The organism is Paenarthrobacter sp. Y-19, assembly GCF_029223985.1.
Taxonomy (GTDB): domain Bacteria; phylum Actinomycetota; class Actinomycetes; order Actinomycetales; family Micrococcaceae; genus Arthrobacter; species Arthrobacter nicotinovorans.
On sequence record NZ_CP119414.1, the window covers coordinates 3,428,125 to 3,444,180 of the forward strand.

The 16,056-nt window shown below is 61.5% G+C and carries 20 protein-coding genes; 11 read left to right on the forward strand and 9 right to left on the reverse strand.

The genetic code is table 11. The features are described 5' to 3' along the window. The first annotated feature begins 281 nt into the window (after nucleotides 1-281). The 3 genes from PYR64_RS15975 to PYR64_RS15985 all read left to right on the forward strand — a co-directional run bounded on the left by PYR64_RS15975 (nucleotide 282) and on the right by PYR64_RS15985 (nucleotide 1,718). The gene (locus PYR64_RS15975; RefSeq protein WP_275776269.1) at nucleotides 282-899 is read left to right on the forward strand and encodes a dTMP kinase; all 618 of its coding nucleotides are present in this window, start codon (nucleotides 282-284) and stop codon (nucleotides 897-899) included. Nucleotides 900-1,011: 112 nt separating this feature from the next. Continuing rightward, entirely contained in the window at nucleotides 1,012-1,230 is a 219-nt protein-coding gene (locus tag PYR64_RS15980; protein ID WP_275776271.1) for a hypothetical protein, read from the forward strand. Between the two features lie 14 nt (nucleotides 1,231-1,244). Continuing rightward, nucleotides 1,245-1,718, forward strand: coding sequence for a hypothetical protein (locus PYR64_RS15985; protein WP_275776273.1), 474 nt, complete (start codon nucleotides 1,245-1,247; stop codon nucleotides 1,716-1,718). Nucleotides 1,719-1,755: 37 nt separating this feature from the next. On the opposite strand, the gene PYR64_RS15990 is transcribed toward PYR64_RS15985, so the two are convergent. Further along, the gene (locus PYR64_RS15990) at nucleotides 1,756-2,496 is read right to left on the reverse strand and encodes an NUDIX domain-containing protein (protein ID WP_110505561.1); all 741 of its coding nucleotides are present in this window, start codon (nucleotides 2,494-2,496) and stop codon (nucleotides 1,756-1,758) included. A gap of 101 nt (nucleotides 2,497-2,597) precedes the next feature. Between PYR64_RS15990 and PYR64_RS15995 the strand changes: the two genes are divergently transcribed. From PYR64_RS15995 to ggt, 4 genes are all read left to right on the forward strand, one after another. Then, nucleotides 2,598-3,617: an SPFH domain-containing protein gene (locus PYR64_RS15995; RefSeq protein ID WP_039242937.1), complete on the forward strand. Its 1,020-nt coding sequence runs from the start codon at nucleotides 2,598-2,600 to the stop codon at nucleotides 3,615-3,617. 9 nt (nucleotides 3,618-3,626) lie between these two features. Beyond that, complete coding sequence (locus PYR64_RS16000; protein ID WP_039242938.1) at nucleotides 3,627-4,529, forward strand: NAD(+)/NADH kinase; 903 nt, start codon at nucleotides 3,627-3,629, stop codon at nucleotides 4,527-4,529. Between the two features lie 137 nt (nucleotides 4,530-4,666). Continuing rightward, nucleotides 4,667-5,611, forward strand: coding sequence for a hypothetical protein (locus PYR64_RS16005; RefSeq protein ID WP_275776276.1), 945 nt, complete (start codon nucleotides 4,667-4,669; stop codon nucleotides 5,609-5,611). A 109-nt stretch (nucleotides 5,612-5,720) separates the two neighbouring features. Next, entirely contained in the window at nucleotides 5,721-7,577 is a 1,857-nt protein-coding gene (ggt, locus tag PYR64_RS16010; RefSeq protein WP_039242940.1) for a gamma-glutamyltransferase, read from the forward strand. Nucleotides 7,578-7,608: 31 nt separating this feature from the next. Here the strand turns inward: ggt and PYR64_RS16015 are convergent, their stop codons facing one another. From PYR64_RS16015 to PYR64_RS16025, 3 genes are all read right to left on the reverse strand, one after another. Further along, nucleotides 7,609-7,791: a hypothetical protein gene (locus PYR64_RS16015; RefSeq protein ID WP_039242942.1), complete on the reverse strand. Its 183-nt coding sequence runs from the start codon at nucleotides 7,789-7,791 to the stop codon at nucleotides 7,609-7,611. After that, on the reverse strand, nucleotides 7,788-8,555 hold the full coding sequence (locus PYR64_RS16020) for a hypothetical protein (protein WP_052247282.1): 768 nt from the start codon (nucleotides 8,553-8,555) through the stop codon (nucleotides 7,788-7,790). The genes PYR64_RS16015 and PYR64_RS16020 overlap by 4 nt, the downstream gene beginning before the upstream one ends. 445 nt (nucleotides 8,556-9,000) lie before the next feature. After that, nucleotides 9,001-9,948, reverse strand: a complete 948-nt coding sequence (locus PYR64_RS16025) for a hypothetical protein (protein ID WP_275776281.1) — start codon at nucleotides 9,946-9,948, stop codon at nucleotides 9,001-9,003. 784 nt (nucleotides 9,949-10,732) lie between these two features. On the opposite strand from PYR64_RS16025, the gene PYR64_RS16030 reads away from it, so the two are divergent. Further along, on the forward strand, nucleotides 10,733-11,029 hold the full coding sequence (locus PYR64_RS16030) for a DUF4190 domain-containing protein (protein ID WP_018778763.1): 297 nt from the start codon (nucleotides 10,733-10,735) through the stop codon (nucleotides 11,027-11,029). A 35-nt stretch (nucleotides 11,030-11,064) separates the two neighbouring features. Here the strand turns inward: PYR64_RS16030 and PYR64_RS16035 are convergent, their stop codons facing one another. Then, entirely contained in the window at nucleotides 11,065-11,223 is a 159-nt protein-coding gene (locus tag PYR64_RS16035) for a hypothetical protein (RefSeq protein WP_018778762.1), read from the reverse strand. Nucleotides 11,224-11,401: 178 nt separating this feature from the next. On the opposite strand from PYR64_RS16035, the gene PYR64_RS16040 reads away from it, so the two are divergent. Beyond that, entirely contained in the window at nucleotides 11,402-11,863 is a 462-nt protein-coding gene (locus PYR64_RS16040; RefSeq protein WP_039242947.1) for a DUF5956 family protein, read from the forward strand. On the opposite strand, the gene PYR64_RS16045 is transcribed toward PYR64_RS16040, so the two are convergent. After that, nucleotides 11,844-12,659 (reverse strand): hypothetical protein, encoded by an 816-nt coding sequence (locus PYR64_RS16045; protein WP_144401331.1) that lies wholly within the window; start codon nucleotides 12,657-12,659, stop codon nucleotides 11,844-11,846. The genes PYR64_RS16040 and PYR64_RS16045 overlap by 20 nt on opposite strands. Before the next feature lie 151 nt (nucleotides 12,660-12,810). Between PYR64_RS16045 and PYR64_RS16050 the strand changes: the two genes are divergently transcribed. Continuing rightward, nucleotides 12,811-13,305, forward strand: a complete 495-nt coding sequence (locus PYR64_RS16050; protein ID WP_275776286.1) for a hypothetical protein — start codon at nucleotides 12,811-12,813, stop codon at nucleotides 13,303-13,305. Between the two features lie 25 nt (nucleotides 13,306-13,330). Here PYR64_RS16050 and PYR64_RS16055 read toward each other — a convergent pair whose 3' ends face one another. Next, a complete protein-coding gene (locus PYR64_RS16055) occupies nucleotides 13,331-13,705 on the reverse strand; it encodes a hypothetical protein (protein WP_018778758.1) in 375 nt (124 codons plus the stop codon). 171 nt (nucleotides 13,706-13,876) lie between these two features. Between PYR64_RS16055 and PYR64_RS16060 the strand changes: the two genes are divergently transcribed. Continuing rightward, nucleotides 13,877-14,599: a hypothetical protein gene (locus tag PYR64_RS16060; protein WP_275776288.1), complete on the forward strand. Its 723-nt coding sequence runs from the start codon at nucleotides 13,877-13,879 to the stop codon at nucleotides 14,597-14,599. A 141-nt stretch (nucleotides 14,600-14,740) separates the two neighbouring features. Here the strand turns inward: PYR64_RS16060 and PYR64_RS16065 are convergent, their stop codons facing one another. Then, nucleotides 14,741-15,424, reverse strand: coding sequence for a type 1 glutamine amidotransferase domain-containing protein (locus PYR64_RS16065; RefSeq protein WP_275776290.1), 684 nt, complete (start codon nucleotides 15,422-15,424; stop codon nucleotides 14,741-14,743). After that, nucleotides 15,421-16,053 carry a TetR/AcrR family transcriptional regulator gene (locus tag PYR64_RS16070; RefSeq protein ID WP_210078130.1) on the reverse strand — a complete coding sequence of 211 codons (633 nt, stop codon included), beginning with the start codon at nucleotides 16,051-16,053 and terminating at the stop codon, nucleotides 15,421-15,423. The genes PYR64_RS16065 and PYR64_RS16070 overlap by 4 nt, the downstream gene beginning before the upstream one ends. Nucleotides 16,054-16,056: the final 3 nt, after the last annotated feature.

Consider the following 16,056-nt stretch of genomic DNA (forward strand, 5'->3'; position numbering starts at 1 on the left):
CACCCATGCCAACGGGCACCGGTTGGAGAAATTCATCTCCGTATTTCTTACGTACCCTCAGGGAAAAGGATCCAAACGAATCTTTTGCCCGTCAGGAGTACGTACATAGCATCATGATAGGCGTGCTTCCCTCTTTGGCGAAGCAGTTCGTCAGGAAACTTACTACCGTTTTGCGGAGATGCCCCCGGGACCGCCCTCAGGACGCCCCCGCCGAGCTGTGTGCCGACTCACGGCACAAGAGGCCGCTCCCCTTCGTTGGACAGGAAACGAGGGGAGGCCTCATGCTCATTGTTCTGACAGGAATTGACGGTTCAGGAAAAACGACGGCGGCCCGCGCCCTGGTCGAGTCGGCCCGCGCTGAGGGGCGGGATGCCCTGCTGCTGAGCAATCACGCCGGCCGGAGGCAGTTATCCCTGCTGGCCGAGCGGTTCAGTTTCCCGCTTCCGCCGCGGGTGGCAGATTTCATTGAGACAGGCGTGCGCCTTTTCACCGTGCTCGTCAACCATGCACGCGCCCGACGGACCGACGGCTTGGTTGTCATGGATCGCCACCTGCATTGCCAGCTCGCGCTCCGGGAAAGCAAGGGCTTGGAACACGGACGACTGCTGCCGTGGCTGCTGCGGATGCTGCCCACCCCGGACCTGGCAGTTCATTTCGACGTCGACCCGCGCCGTGCGCACCAGCGTGTCATGGCACGCGGCATCGATAAAGAAAGCCTGGCCGAACTGCAGGCGTTTCGGGACGCCTACCGCGCTCTCCCTGGGTTCGCTGACTTTGTTGTCGTGGACGCCAACGGCACCCCGGAAGAGGTGCGGGCCCAACTGAACCGGCTCATTGCAGCAACGGAGCCGTCTCCCTTCGCCCACGCAGGCAATGAGGGACGGATAACGTCCTCCTAAGTGGCGCCTTCCCGGATTCATGCGTAGGCAGCATTTGACTCGCTCCCCGCCGCGCTCCGGGTAGGCTCGCCACCTGTCCACATCGATGCGGGCAGCGATTGGGGGAAAGTTAATGAGCGCCAAAACCCGGCGAGGGCTCCTTATCTTCATCAGTGGATTCGGGTCCTACATGATCCTCTTATCCACATTGGGCCCACTGCCATCCCTTCTTCTGGGTCTTGTGGTGGCCGCGGCCACGGTTTACCTGGATGGATGGCTGCGGCCAAGGTTCAGCAAGCACTCTGGCCTGAAGGCCGCGGATGCCCCTTCGGAACCGGACCTGCCACAGTGAGCGGATTGCCGGCTTTGACTTCGAACTCGTCAGTCATCTCTGAGGCGCGGATCGGCCGCAACTCCCGGAGGGTCATCGCAGGCGTTGTAGGGGTGGCCTGCTTGTTTATCATCGCCACGGCGATTCCCAGTGGCGTCCTGTTGATCACCACAGCTCTGGCTATAGCTTTGCTGCTTCTGACCGCTGTGGTTCTCCGCATGACAGTGAGCATCGAAGCCGCAGCCGAAAATCTGGTGCTTCGATGCCGGCCGTTCTACGCCAAGCACATACCGCTGGCAGACATCGTCGACGCCTCACCAGCGCCTGCCAGTTCCATGACCGAGGGCTTCGGCGTCCGGTACTTGGGGCGGAGGACGTGGGGTCTGCTGGTCGGTGGTCCGGCCGTCACTATCGAGCTGCCGAACCGCACCTGGATCGTCTCGACGCCGGAGCCGGAGGCGACAGCAACGGCGGTTCTCGCCCACGCCGGCAAACTAAGGGACGGATAACGTCCCCCTAAGTTCCCAAGAGAGCGTTAGCTTTCGCCTACTTGGGCGCAACGGGGCGCATCAGCGGCGGGTTCAGCACCGCGCGCGTGGGGTGGCCCGCCGTCGGACGGGCCTCCGGGGCGAGCCTGAACAGCGCAGCCGGGCGGCCGGCGTCGCCCGCTGTCATGCGGCCGGTGTCCTCCAGGAAACCGGGCGTCCCCGTCGCCTTCCGGTGGAAGTTCCGCGGATCCAGGCGCGTGCCCCAGACGGCTTCGTACACGGCACGAAGTTGGGCGATGGTGAACTCCTCGCCGCAGAAAGCCGCGCCGAGGGGTGAGTATTCGAGTTTGGACTTGGCCCGCTCAAGGGCGTCGTCGAGGATTTTGGCGTGGTCGAAGGCGAGTTCCAGCTCTCCGCTTTGGACTTTCGTCACCGGATACCACGCGGCGTTCTCCGCGTCACTGCCGGCCGCCAGTACCGGGAAGTCCGGTGCCAGGAGGAGGTGCGCGACGGTCAGTACGTCGCCGCGGGGGTCGCGCCCCTTGGGTCCGTAGCTCCCCAATTGCTCGAGGTGCCCGGGAAGGCGCTCGACGCCGGTCTCTTCCGCGAGTTCGCGGACCGCCGCCTCCTGCAGGTCCTCGCCTGCGAGAACGAAGCCGCCCGGCAGTGCGGGTTTGCCCTTGAAGGGTTCGATGAGGCGTGTGATGAGCAGGACGTTCAGCTCGCCGTCGCGCACGGTGAGGGCGACGACGTCGACGGTCACCGGGAAGCGCTGGGGCGCCGGATGGGATTCAGGCATGCAGCAATTCTAGGCAAGTTATCGTCATGTTGACAATAATGCGGGAAGCTCCTACTGTTTAGTTATCGTCAAATTGACGACAATAAGTAAAGGAGAACATCATGGCCATCATCAAGCGCTACCCCTGGATCAGCCACTTCCTCGGCAGCCCCACCGGCTACGTCGTCCACCTGCAGAAGGGGACGGTCAAGCACCAGGGAGTGGGCCAGGCATTCTTCTTCCGTCCCGCCAACTCGGTACTGAGCGAAGTTCCCGTGGACGACCAGGAACTCCCCACGCTTTTCCACGCCATTACCCGCGACCACCAGGACGTCAGCGTTCAGGCCAACGTGACCTACCGGTTCATCGATCCAGTAGCCGTGTCCACACGCCTGGACTTCGGATTGCAGACCGCGGGCAAGGCACCGGCCACCGGTCGCGAACAGGTTTCCACCATCATCGGCCAGCTGTGCCAGAGCCACGCGATCGACCAGATCGCCACCACCACACTCGCCGAAGCCCTGGAACGCGGAGTCAGCCAACTCCGGCTGGTTCTCACCGAAGCACTCCGCGCCGATGCAAGGCTCCAGTCCACCGGCATCGAAATCCTCGGCGTGCAGGTCCTGGCCGTCCGGCCCGAAGCCGACGTGGAACGGGCCTTGCAGACACCGGTCCGCGAACAGCTCCAAGCCGAAGCGGACCGGGCGGTCTACGAAAGGCGGGCAGTCGCCGTCGAACGTGAACGCACTATCTCCGAGAACGAGATGGCAAGCCAGATCGAACTGGCGGTCCGCCGCGAGAACCTGGTGGCCCAGGAAGGTGCCAACGCCCGTCGCGCCGCCGAAGAGAAGGCGGCGGCAGGTCTGATCGAGGCCCAGGGATCTGCCGAACGCAAGGGCATCGGCGCCGCGGCCGAAGCCAACCAGATCCGGCTGGTCGGCGAAGCGGCAGCTGCCCGCGAAGCCGCCACCATGGAGGTCTACCGCGGAATGGAACAAGCCACCCTGCTGGCTCTGGCCCTCAAGGATGCAGCAGGCAGCCTGCCGAACATTGGTAACCTCACCATCACCCCGGACCTGCTCAGCGGAGCACTTGCCGGACTGTTCAAGGAACCCGCTGCCACCGCTGAAGTCACCAAGTAAGGATCTGTCATGGCAACCCCTCGCATCGTCCTCGTCCACCGGCGGACCGAACTTCAGGAACTCCTGGACCGGCACGCCACCCGCGGCCAGGCCGAATTCTTCCTCAGCACCCGCGGGCGCAGCATCCAGGACGTTCAGGACCGGCACGACCGCCTCACCGCCGCCCTCGCAACCGTCCGGGAAGCGGTGCCGTCCGACTGGCGGCAGGCCGAAGTGGAACGCGCGGACCTCAGCCGCTTCCTGCTCACGGCGGAGGACATCATCGCAGTCGTCGGGCAGGACGGACTGGTTGCGAACGTCGCCAAGTACCTGAACGGGCAGCCGGTGATCGGCATCGACCCCGAGCCGGGGGCCAACCCCGGCGTCCTTGTCCGTCACACGCCAACGGCCGCCGCTGCACTCCTGGCTGCTGGAGATGTCGGGCGGCTGCGCTGCCAGGACCTCACCACCGTGACGGCAACGCTCGACGACGGCCAGCAGCTTTCGGCGCTTAACGAAGTTTTCGTCGGGCACGCCTCGCACCAGTCGGCGAAGTACTCGCTCGCAGTGCCGAGCTTCACGCAGGCCGGCGGACAGACCGAGCGGCAGTCGTCGTCGGGCCTCATTGTTTCCACCGGAACCGGGGCCACCGGATGGTGCGCGTCCATCGCCTTGGAACGTGGCGGGCGGGCCCTGCCCGCCCCTACCGATCCACGCCTCGCCTGGTTCGTCCGCGAAGCCTGGCCATCACCGGTCACCGGGGCTTCTTTGACCGAGGGCGTGCTGGAAGCCGGAGAAGTCCTGCGCCTTACCGTGGCATCCGACCAGCTGGTGGTGTTCGGCGATGGCATGGAGGACGACCGGTTGACGGCTTCCTGGGGGCAGGAGATCACGGTGCAGTTGGGGCAACGGCCGCTGCGGTTGGTGGTTTAGGTTTGGGCGGGCCGAAGCCAACAATGATCATGGGAATGCACCGCATCAACGGTTAATCCAGTCAATGTAGTATGTGGTTTGGCGTCGCTCTTCATGCCCATCACGCCTATGAATCCCACAGAGACAAAGGAGCTTCCGTGAGCCACGCCCCGCAGGCACTGAACCACGCTCCGGCGTCGGAAAGCCGCCATAGCAGTGCCGCCCGTGAGGCCGCAGTGGCCTTGTCGATCGGCTTCCTTGCCGCAGCGCTCGGCCTCACCCCGTGGTGGATTACCGGCGCCAAGCTCCCCCTGCAGAACCTCTGGGCCAACCAGGTCATGCCGGATCAGATGCCCTTGGCGCTGCTGCCCCTTAGCCAATACGAAGTCCTGACCCTGATCGCACTCCTGACCACCGGAGGAGCAGCGGCCGGACTGGTGATCAGGCTCTGGAAGCCCGTTCACCGAGGGGTAGCGACGTGGTGTGCGGTGTGCGGTGTCCTGATGGTCCAGGTTGTAGCAACGGTCCAGTCGTTCACGGCACTGAACGATGGCCTCGCTGGTGGAAGGCTCACGGACTACTATTACTTTGGCCTCCTCGCCGGCGTCATCTCCTCGCTGGCTGCCTCCCTTGTGGCGCTTCTCCTGGTCGCAGCCAAGACGCGGGCCATCGCAGCCTTGGGTATAGGACTCGCGGCCGTCCCCTTTACGTCCTGGGCTGTGGCGTGGGCAGTCGGTGTCGCAGGGCGGCAGAATCTGCCCATCCAAGTACCGGCCATCGCCCATTGGGTTCCCGCTGTCCTGGTGGGTTGCGCCCTGGCTTGGTGCGGGCTCAAACCTACCCGCCGTGTAGTGGTGTGGGTGTTGAACCTTGTTTTTCTGTGGGTTATCCCGGCGGTTTTCACAGCTGTCCAGTCGGTTCTGGGGACCCGGGTCATTGCCGGCGATATCCCTGAGATGGTGCTCATGGGCCGGCAGGTCCTGACCGCAGCGTTGGGGCCCGACGGCGGTGCCGGTCCAACAGTGTTGTTGGCCTTGGGTATCGGCCTGGTAGGCGTCGCTGTCCGGACCATCGCCGCACGTCAGGGCGCTGGCAAGCAGTAGGTCAATACCCACTGCTTCAAGAATCAACCGTTGTCCCTCGCAAGACCCCGGGGTAGGGTGACCGAACCGTTCGCCCACATCATCGTCTGGGAAAGTTCTGGGAGAAACCATGACACATGTGAGACGTCAGCTGGCCGCTGTCGCAGCAGCCTTCGCACTCGGCGCAACGAGCGTGGGGATAGCAAGCCCGGCTTCCGCCGATCCTCGTGAAACCGAGAAAACGGCTACGGCCACCGGATATGGCGGAGCTGTCAGCACCGTGGATCCGGAAGCCTCGGCAGCAGCGATTGAGGTTCTGAAAAAGGGCGGCAATGCAGCCGATGCCGCCGTCGCCGCTGCCGCGACCTTGGGAGTCACCGAACCGTACAGTGCCGGCATAGGAGGCGGCGGATACTTCGTGTTCTACGACGCCAAGACCGGAAAAGTCGGCACGATTGACGGCCGTGAAACGGCTCCGGCGGCGATGCCGAACGATGCATTCATTGACCCCGCCACAGGGAAGCCCTACCCTTTCACCCCGCAGCTGGTGACAAGCGGCGTCTCCGTCGGTGTCCCCGGAACTCCGGCCACGTGGGAACGCGCCCTGGAACGGTGGGGCACCATGGACCTGGGTGACGCGCTGAAGCCAGCCATCAAGGTGGCAACCCGGGGCTTCGTGGTGGACGAAACCTTCCGCCAGCAAACCAAGGACAACCAGGCACGGTTCAGCAACTTCACCTCGACCAAGGACCTGTTCCTCCCCGGTGGCGAGGCTCCCGCCGTCGGGAGCGTCTTCCAGAACCACGACCTCGCGGCGACCTATCGGCTGCTTGCCAAGGAAGGCACGGACGCCTTCTATGGCGGCAAGCTGGCTACGGAAATCGTCGCTACCGTCCAGGCGCCGCCCAAGGTCGCCAAACCGACGCTGCCCGTTCCTGTTGGTTTCATGACAGCAAAGGACTTGGCCGACTACAAGGTGGTGGATCAGGATCCCACCCACATGACCTACCGCGGTTATGACGTCTACGGCATGGCCCCCTCCAGCAGCGGCGGCACCACTGTCGGGGAGGCGCTGAATATCCTGGCGCCGTTCAACCTCTCCGAAATGAAAGCAACGGACGCGCTACACCGCTACTTCGAGGCAAGTTCGCTTGCGTTCGCAGATCGCGGCAAATACGTCGGCGATCCTGCGTTCGTGAAGGTTCCGACCCAGGCCCTCCTGGATCCTGCTTTCGGAAAGGAGCGCTCTTGCCTGATCGATCCGGCAGCGGCGGCCAAGAAGCCGGTAGCCCCGGGTGACGTCACGAATTACGACGGCGCGTGCCCGACTTCGGCGGCACCGCTCGCCAAAGAATCCGACACCGAGAACATCTCCACCACCAACCTGACCGTTGCGGATAAGTGGGGAAACGTGGTGGAGTACACGCTCACGATTGAGCAGACGGGCGGGTCCGGGATCGTTGTTCCTGGCCGCGGATTCCTGCTGAACAACGAGCTGACTGACTTCAGCACGGTTTACGACGCCGCCGACCCTAACCGTATCCAGCCGGGGAAACGGCCGCGTTCCTCCATGTCTCCCACGATCATCGTGAAGGACGGCGCCCCGTTCCTTGCCCTCGGCTCGCCAGGCGGTTCCACCATCATCACGACTGTGCTCCAGACGATCATCAACCGGGTTGACCTGGGCATGAGCATCTCCGAAGCCCTCGCGGCTCCACGGGCAGCGCCCAGGAACGGAACCACCGTCAGCTCCGAACCAGCGTTCATTGACGCTTATGGGCCGGCGCTGGAGTCCCTGGGACACGATCTGGTTCCGGCCGGTGATGCTTTCACATCTGCGGCTGAGATCGGCGCGGCTACTGCCATTGAATTCGGCGACGGCGGCAAGCTCACCGCCGTATCCGAGCCGACTCGCCGAGGAGGTGGCTCTGCGATGGTGGTCTCCGACCACGGTCAAGGCCCCGGAAAGGGTCCTAAGCCCAAGTAGCTTTCTACCGTCAGAGCGGACCGCGGCATTGTCAGCCGCGGTCCGCTCTGCGTTCCAGCCGGGAACGCCAGTAGGCTGTGCAGGCAGCGAGGGCGCAAACGACTCCGGTGGTGAGCGACCAAACGGAGTCGCTGGCACCGGAAATGACGATGTACAGGGAATAGAATCCCAGGACCATGGCCAGGATTAGCCAGCTCATCGATTTGTTGCTCATGGACGATCCTTTACTTCTGTCTGGCCCTGTTGATTCCGGGCGCACACCCAAAGGTTGAGCTCTTGAATGTCGGCACTTTCGGGGACAACCGCGATGGGCCGGCGCTCCAGAACGCTGAGACCCTCCGCATTGAGCTCTTCTTCGAGGAGTTCGGTGCTCACTAAAGCGATATCGCTCGTGTACTCAGACGACCGGTAGGTTCCACACTCGTTGAAGCTGACGTAGCTCATGTTCAGGTGACGTGCGCCGTTAAGGGCATCCCGGCTTTCAACAGTGATCAGGAATGCGTCCTCCCCCAGTTGGGAAATTGTGGTGCCGCCGTTGATGGTTTCCTCCTCGGCGCGGTGATCAGCATTGACCACGGTCATCAGGAAGCGTCCGTCCGGAGCCAAGCCCCGACTCACCTCGCGGAACAGCATCCGCCTGCGGTGCGGCTCAAGGAGCGTGGCATAACTGGCCCCAAGGACGACGCAGCCATACGTTTCCACCAAAGCGGCGCAAGCTGTACCCACCTCTCCCAAAGCCATCTCCCGCCTCAAGAAACGGAGATGCCAAGTGAGGCGGCCTGAACCTGGGGCCACTTCAAGGATCGGCCCATGGGTTTCACCAACCGCGGCCATGATCTCGGGAATCTCCGTCAGGTCCTTGGAGAGGATGTGGTCATAAAGGCGGCATCCATGGATCTCCTGCTGGTCTCCGGGACGGCTTCCGCCTTCCAAGGCCTGCAGGACAGGATCAATGGCCCGTTCCGGTGTGGTTGTCATCTGTGACCTTCCCCCAGTTTCGGCGTGTTCGTTCTTGGAATCGACACTACGTGCGGCCGGGGGCGCCACAGGGCGGAACGGCAAAACTAGGTGGTGAATCGGACGAAATTAGGGGCTGTTTGGGTTCGTCTAGGTGGTGTAACGAGCCTCGTCTAGGTGGCCCAAGCCCTTCAGACGTGCAAACCCTCGGCGCCGGTCAAATGTCCGTGCGCCGAGGGCTCACCGCCAGGATGCCTACGGGGTCTTACCGCCAGACGGCTTCCTGACTTTTCGGGAAAGCCAGATTTCGTTGGCCGCAAAGGGGATGAGAGCAATGAGCGGTATTGCGACGCCGTGCCAAAACGGAACCATAGAGAACACGAGCGGCACGAATGAAGCAACGAAAATTGCTGGATGAACGTACCTGTACCATTTCATGGTTTCTCCCTGGTCAGCAGCGCCTCTGCTACCAGCAGTCCCGCGCTGGCATAGTCGCAAGGCCACCCCGAGGGTTGTACAAGGGAACGCCGTAACAGGTGTTGCTATTGATGTACGAAGGCCCCCATACGGAAGCGACAGCATCCACTACGCCCTTGACGCCGGCAATACCGACAACGGTACAGATCTGGCTAACAATCTTAGACAGCGCTCCGGAAAGCCGCGTGAAGGTACATCCAGCCCATGCCCCACCAGCCCCAAGTGCGACTGAAATGGAGCTGAAGGCCTTTATCTCCGCGCCCCAGACGGCGAGCACCGGCCACGGAATCCACTGGATACTTGGATCCGCCTTTACCGGGTAAGCCGTAGAGGCATCATGGGCAATTGTTTGGACGAGCTCCGAACCTGACAGGGAGAACGACGTGGGAACCTTCGCCCCGTTGGCATCGTATGCCCACGGAACCTGAACCAGACCCAGCGGTTTGCCGGTGGCGTCGACGATCCGAACAGAACCGTCAGCGTTCACTTCTGCTGACGCCCCTGAGGGAAGATCCAAATCGAATCGATACTCGTGGGGCGCCGCTTCACCCTCGATGCTGATGATGGACTGACTTCCGTACTCAGTTGCGTAGGCGGTGACCGATGCCCCGGGCAGCGCCGTGCTCACCAGGGGAGCATCGTCCCCGTGAAACAGCCCCGCCGGCACTCCACTCAGATCCACGTCTTCGGGAAGCGAAGGAGTCCCGGGAAGCGATACCGAGATGCTGTCTCGCGATTGTTCGTCGGTTGTAACTATTTCAGTGCCCGCAACCGGTACGGTCGCGATGGGTGATTCGGCATCGCCGCTCAAGGCATTCGCCCGAGTGTATTCGATCGCGCGCGAACCATCCCGGTGGTCATCCGCCACGGCAGGACCCAGACCGGCCGCTAGGAGGCAGGCGCTCACTGTCGTGGCCAAGACCACCCTTGTGGACATCAAGAGATTCTTCTTCAAATTTCCTCCGATGTAATTGGATACTTTTGCATCCAAATTTGGTTGCGGTGAACACCGCACCTATCGGCATCTAACTGAACGAAAATGCTTGCACAGGATCGAAATTCAAAATTAGGTAGCGAAATCTATCAAATTAGGTGGTGATATGTGGTCATCTAGGTGGTGATCCGCAGTCGTCTAGGTGGTGATACAGCTACCCGTTGCGCACCATCATGGGGCGCCCTTGTCGGCAGGCTCGTGACCGCTCCACCACCTCGACGGCTCTGACCGACACTCATTTTTGACCTGGCGAGCACCTATAGGCAGCCAAACTGCCACTCAATTCCTGTATCTTCTGCTCGTGAGCGCTGTTGATTGATGCATCCTGGCCAGATGAAGTTATTGACCCTTACGGCGGCCGCGGCGCTACTCGTTACTTCCGTTATCGCGTTCTTCAGTAATCCATTGATGGCCTGGCTGGCCTTGGCCGCTGCCGTTGGCATGGTTGCGACCTACGTGGCCCACAAACGGCAGCCCTTCATCGCTCCTGGACCGAGGCAACGGAAAGGATCGGCGTGGCGGACGTCGGCGTTGTGGTTGAAGAGCCGACGGTCAGCGGAGAACGACGCAATAGTTGCTGCTGTGGTGCCGGGTTTAGAGGCAGGCGGCCACGGGTGAACTTGCTGCGGCTGGGTTCACTCTGATCGTTTACCTTCTCCGAGAACCCGCCCCCGTAAGCATCCGCTTCGAGGCTAGACTGAATTGACACTTACGAAATGGGGAAACTGTGAGTTTGTCATCTACATCGGCACCGCTGACCAGCACGCGGGTTAACAAACTGGCTATCCTGGCAATTCTCTTGGGCGCTTTTGCCTTTTCCGGGATTTGGTTCTTTGGCTTAGGCATTCTCGCAACATTCGCCGTCGGGGCCGGACACGTCTCGTTGAATCAGATCCGTCGAAAGAACGAGAGGGGTCGCACACTGGCGATTCTGGCCCTCGTAGTCGGCTATGGACTTGCCACCTGGGCCCTGCTCAACGTGGTCACGTATATCCCTGTTGCTCTGCAGCAGATGGCCCAGTAACGCAGCCAGACTCGACCGGTGGCTGAAGGAATGTCTCAGCCGTCCCCAGTGCGCGCAGCCCTCTTCAACTCAGCGATGCGCAGTCGTAAGAAGATAATGGTCAAGACCAAGGCATACACCGCCAGGACGGCCACCACGATCACGAAGACGGCGTAAAGAATTCCGATAATTCCAAAAGCCGGACTCAAGTTCATTGCTCCCCCAAGAAGTCGTTAGACCCAATGCTAAGCAGACCATCGGCAATTTTCCTGGACGTTGGATGGTGTGCCAGATTTGTTGCCCAGCACCGACGGATGACAGGTGTACGGCAGCCGCTCGAAAACCCATTCTGTATCGACCCAGGGATTTGCTTGCTTCGATCAAGGATGAAAGATGGTGAACATGACTCACGACCCGTGGGAGTGCACTGACCTGCAGGAGCCTCCACAGGATTGGATACTGGCTACGGAGAATGGATGGGGCGCCTTAGTCACCTGGGCCGCCGGTCCTGGCAACGTTGCGAGGGTACTCGCAGCATCCGGTGGCCGTAATGGTTCCATTGCCCGTCGCCTGCCTGGGGGCGAAGAACAGAGACAGCAATTCCCGCTGACAGAAGCGGATCTGTCATCCATCGACGATGACGTCGATGCCTATCTGGCCGACGCGGGAATCCCGCCAAGACCCCGCGGATTCTACTGGTTCATCCGGCGTCCGTCCGGCGTCGACCTTGACGACGATACGTTTTGGGGTGCCATCTGGGATGCCACAACTGCGCGACTTCCGGTCGATGGACTACGTCCGTCCACAATGGCAGGTCCCGCGAAGGAGGCCATGGCTAGCTTTTACCGGGGCTGAGACTCGACGAGCCACCCGGCGCCCAGTCGAGGGTTTCAAGAAGCGGGTTGGCGCGAAGTTCGTTGATGAGTTCTGAGCTGCTGCTGACTTTGGTCGCCCAAAGATCGTAATCGGTGTAAACAAGCCAGGATCTATCGGATGACCAGATGTTCGCGGGTGTGAAGACTTGGCGATCTTCGCTGATCTCTCGAATAAGGGAGGGGAGCTTCGTCAAGTTCGTGTCATACACGGGTGCTTCGCATGGGTCCGGATAGGTGCTGAATACGTTTGCGAAATAAACAGAGCAATCGGCGGTGGGCGAATACCTCGAAAGGACATCGATAAGCTCGGAGAAGTCTTCCTCAGACATGGAACCTTCGGTGGGCAACTGGATATTTGCCGGGAAGTCTGTTGCGGGAAACCATCGGTAACACGGTGGGGGACCTCCAGCTGGGTGGGGGTGCGGGAACCGGAGTAGCATTTCCGCCCACGTCCGCCGCTGCCAATCTGCCGGCGGCCTTTTCGCGTATCCAAGTTGGCTCCCCGTAGCAATCGTCATTTCGTCAAGGTTGACCTCGCCAACCATCAGGGGTTCCTCATCACCCGCCACTATGCGGGCTTTACGCAACTCATCATGAGTCGGAAGCGTTCGGTTGGACGGGAGTTCGTAGAACGCGTTGAGGATCCAGGTGGAGTCCTCCCAGCCAGCAGCATCCATGCCCGTGAAGTACGGCAGATCTCCTTCGCTCCGTGCATTCAACCAACCTACGTTGCCTCGACTTGGACACAAACTGCTGTGCTTTTCGTACCAGTGCATTGGGACCCCCATCAGTTCAGGCAATCTCATCACGGCAACGATTCGAAGCAAACATTCGAAGCAGGTTCGGGAGGTGTGTTCACAGGCTCACGGATACCATTCCGGCCCCTGTAGCAACTCCGACCGGGAATGCTCGTGGCATAGAATCGCCGTGAGGGCGAAGCAAAGCGCCGAAAATTCGGCACCGCTGATGGGGGAAGAGGCCAGAATGTTCGGTTCGAAGAAGAAACTCAACGGTCTGGTGGAGCATCTCAGGCCGGACCTGAGTCGGGAGTCCCTCGGCGTCGGCCCCAATTTCCCGGGCGTCGCCCCGAACCCGCTCCTCAGCGGTGAAGCGCGGAGGCGCAATGCGGAACTGCGCAACGGGACGCTGGCGCTTGGTGTTCTCGTTGACTGGCGCGAGGTCAACAGCAACCCGCGCGTTGTCCTGATGCTCGACGTGGAGACCGCCGACGGCATCTCGTTCCGCGGTATCGCAGACGAAAGTCTGACGATTACCGCCCTCACCCGGCTTGCTCCGGGACAGACGTTGCCAGTTCGCTACCGGCCAGCCGTCATGGACCACTACGTTGCACTTGCCACGGACGCGAACCCCGCCGACGTGCAGCAGCTTTCTGACGTGATCGCGAGCCGCAAGCGGACCTGACCCATCAATGGATTCAGTAGATTGATTAGAGCTCCCTTTCGTACGGAATGACGACAACCTGAACATCGTCCTCATAGAGGACGTTGCCCGGATCGCTTGAGTAGACAGCCCTGCAGGGAACATCATGTCGGCGCAGAAGATCGATGTAGAAATCCGTTTTCTCCAACAGGTGAGTGGCCGACACTTTGAACCACGCTTGCGCACCCGGCCTTGCATAGAACGATGCCTCAGGCGTGACGTAAGCCGCGTCGTAAAAATCGTTTGCCCTTCGCCAGCTGCCCCAATCTTCGGCGCTGAGGCTTCCCTCCTTCGCCAATCGGTTCGCCAAGGCGAAGATACCGAGATACCGCCCCTTGGCATCAGTGGCAGTCGACTGATAGCGCACAAAGCGTTGTCCCATAGCCCTAGATAACCAGCAGGGCCGCCGCGTGCCCGGGATTGAAGGAGCGGCACACGCTGGAGCCGGGCTTTCCGGAGACCCGAAGGACGCAAGCATAGCCACAGTGACCGATAGTCTTATCTCGACTGGGAATCGCCCGGCTGAAAAAGTAGACCCAATGGGGGAAATAGAGTGAAGAAGTTTGCGCTGCAGAGCGTCGGAATGTCGGCGTTCGTAGTGATGGCACTGACCGGATGTGGTGGGTCGACCGGCTCCACTGGTAGCGCTTCGCAAGAGGCTACGGCGTCACCCACGCCCACCGCTGCCAAGCAGTACACCAACGACGAGCTCGTTGAACTGGTCAAGCAGATCAAGCCGAAGTCAGGCAAGGAATTGACCATTGCTTCCAGCGAGGAACTCGCCCAAGAGAACCCCATGAAGGCGCTCATGAGCATGTTCACCATCGAACCGGCTGAGTGCAAGGACCTCGCAACGCTGGGTGGCAGTGAGACCCTCGCCGGTTCAACCACCGCTGCCGGCGCAGATCTGGACGCTGCATCAGGGGTCATGACAATGGTGACCCTTACGTCCGGGCTCGATAAGCAGAAGCTTCAGGACAGCATCGATAAGAGCGGTGTCCAGGCAGAGAAGTGCTCGAAGATGACGCTGTCCATGTCCGGTCAATCGATGAACGTCGCCACTGAAAAGTTCGACGGCATCAACACGGTCCCCGGAACTGTGGCCTACAAGACCGAAATGTCCACAGCCAGCGGCGCGGCACAAACCACCTACATGGCATACGCCATCAAGGAGGGCGTGCTGATCTCCGCTACGGCGTCCGGCAAGGGCGCTGATGCCAACGGCGTTGCCACGGCCAGCGACCTCATGGAGCAGGCAGCAGCACTGATCAAGTAGCAGCCCGCCCGCTCAGGGCCGCGACCCTCAAGGGTCGCGGCCCCTTCCTATTTTCCAGGGGCTGAATTTCCCGGCCCTCCGGATCAAAAAATCAACCCCCGACGCCGGCACGCGCGTTTCGTACTATCGCCGCCAGACGCTTTAGAGAAGTTCCGCGACCTTCCGCGCCGTCTCCTTGGCCGATCCAGGATTCTGCCCGGTAACCAGTTTCCCGTCCGCAATGGCGTAGGAGACGAAGGGGAGCTTGGCCTTCTCATAGCGCGCCCCGCGCTTCTTCATCTCCTCTTCGGCGTTGTACGGCACAAGCTTGTCCACCCGGGCCAGGACTTCTTCCTGCCACGCGAATCCGGTGACCTTCCGGCCCTCCACCAGGAGGCTGCCGTCTGAAAGCCTGGTGTTGAGGAGGCCGCAATATCCGTGGCAGACCGAGGATACGATGCCGCCCTGTTCCCAGATTTCGCGGGTGATCCTCTGCAGGCCCTCGCTGTCGGGGAAGTCGTACATCACCGCATGGCCCCCGGTGAAGTAGATGGCGTCGTAATCCGTGGCCTCAATGCCTTCGGGGCTGGCCGTGTTCTCAAGAAGGGCCATGCGCTCCGGGTCCGCATACCACGCCTTGGAAGCTCTGTCATAGCTTGGGAACTTCAGTGATCGGGGTTCCAATGGGACCGCTCCGCCCTCAGGACTGACGATGGCTTGCTCGAAACCGTGTTCCTCAAACACCTCCCAGGCGTGAACCAGTTCGGAGAGCCAAAGGCCGGTGGGGTGTGACGGATCGTCGTAGTGGCTGACGTTGGTGACGACGTGGAGGATGCGTTTGGTCATGCTGGTTCTCCTTCTGGCGGCCCGGCGGGGACTTGGCCCGCCGTCGTCTTGCTGTTGTTGAGCGCGAAGATTGCCCCGACCGCCAACTTCACGCGGGCTGCAACGTCGTCGTTGCTTTGGGGCGGCAGTTTGCCGTCCAGGTGCAGGAACGCCAAGCCGTGCGCCATGCTCCACAGAGCGACCGAAAGGCCTGAATTGCCTGGAAAAAGGCGCTCGAACACTCGGTTCAACATGCCATGGAGTTGCCCAGCCGCCTGAACACGTTCGCTGTCGGCCTCGTCGCATTCGTTGCCGAACATCAGCCGGAATACGGCGGGCCGCCTCAAAGCGAACGCCACGTAGGCCACACCTAGAGCCGTGATGACATCCTGTGGCGCCGCAGCCTCCGGCAACCTATCCGAAGCAGCTTCCAGATCTGCCAGGAGGTCACGGAAGCCCTCCACGGCAACAGCGTTATCAAGAGCCTCCCGGTCAGCGAAATGCCGGTACGGCGCAGTCGGAGACACCCCCGCGCGGCGGGCCACGGCTCTCAGGGAGAACGGCTCCCCCGCTTCCAGGCTCTCGACGGCGGCAGCGACCAGTGCTGCACGGAGGTCACCGTGATGATAGGGCTTTACTGATGTTGACACTGC

Excerpts from the sequence above, each read along its gene's own strand:
- PYR64_RS16055 (WP_018778758.1), bottom strand. The coding sequence starts at position 13,705 with ATGGGACAACGCTTTGTGCGCTATCAGTCGACTGCCACTGATGCCAAG.
- PYR64_RS15990 (WP_110505561.1), bottom strand. The coding sequence starts at position 2,496 with ATGCCTGAATCCCATCCGGCGCCCCAGCGCTTCCCGGTGACCGTCGAC.
- PYR64_RS16020 (WP_052247282.1), bottom strand. The coding sequence starts at position 8,555 with ATGACAACCACACCGGAACGGGCCATTGATCCTGTCCTGCAGGCCTTG.
- PYR64_RS16035 (WP_018778762.1), bottom strand. The coding sequence starts at position 11,223 with ATGAACTTGAGTCCGGCTTTTGGAATTATCGGAATTCTTTACGCCGTC.
- ggt (WP_039242940.1), top strand. The coding sequence starts at position 5,721 with ATGACACATGTGAGACGTCAGCTGGCCGCTGTCGCAGCAGCCTTCGCA.
- PYR64_RS16040 (WP_039242947.1), top strand. The coding sequence starts at position 11,402 with ATGGTGAACATGACTCACGACCCGTGGGAGTGCACTGACCTGCAGGAG.
- PYR64_RS16025 (WP_275776281.1), bottom strand. The coding sequence starts at position 9,948 with ATGTCCACAAGGGTGGTCTTGGCCACGACAGTGAGCGCCTGCCTCCTA.
- PYR64_RS15980 (WP_275776271.1), top strand. The coding sequence starts at position 1,012 with ATGAGCGCCAAAACCCGGCGAGGGCTCCTTATCTTCATCAGTGGATTC.
- PYR64_RS16000 (WP_039242938.1), top strand. The coding sequence starts at position 3,627 with ATGGCAACCCCTCGCATCGTCCTCGTCCACCGGCGGACCGAACTTCAG.
- PYR64_RS16015 (WP_039242942.1), bottom strand. The coding sequence starts at position 7,791 with ATGAGCAACAAATCGATGAGCTGGCTAATCCTGGCCATGGTCCTGGGA.
- PYR64_RS16045 (WP_144401331.1), bottom strand. The coding sequence starts at position 12,659 with ATGCACTGGTACGAAAAGCACAGCAGTTTGTGTCCAAGTCGAGGCAAC.
- PYR64_RS15975 (WP_275776269.1), top strand. The coding sequence starts at position 282 with ATGCTCATTGTTCTGACAGGAATTGACGGTTCAGGAAAAACGACGGCG.
- PYR64_RS15995 (WP_039242937.1), top strand. The coding sequence starts at position 2,598 with ATGGCCATCATCAAGCGCTACCCCTGGATCAGCCACTTCCTCGGCAGC.
- PYR64_RS16065 (WP_275776290.1), bottom strand. The coding sequence starts at position 15,424 with ATGACCAAACGCATCCTCCACGTCGTCACCAACGTCAGCCACTACGAC.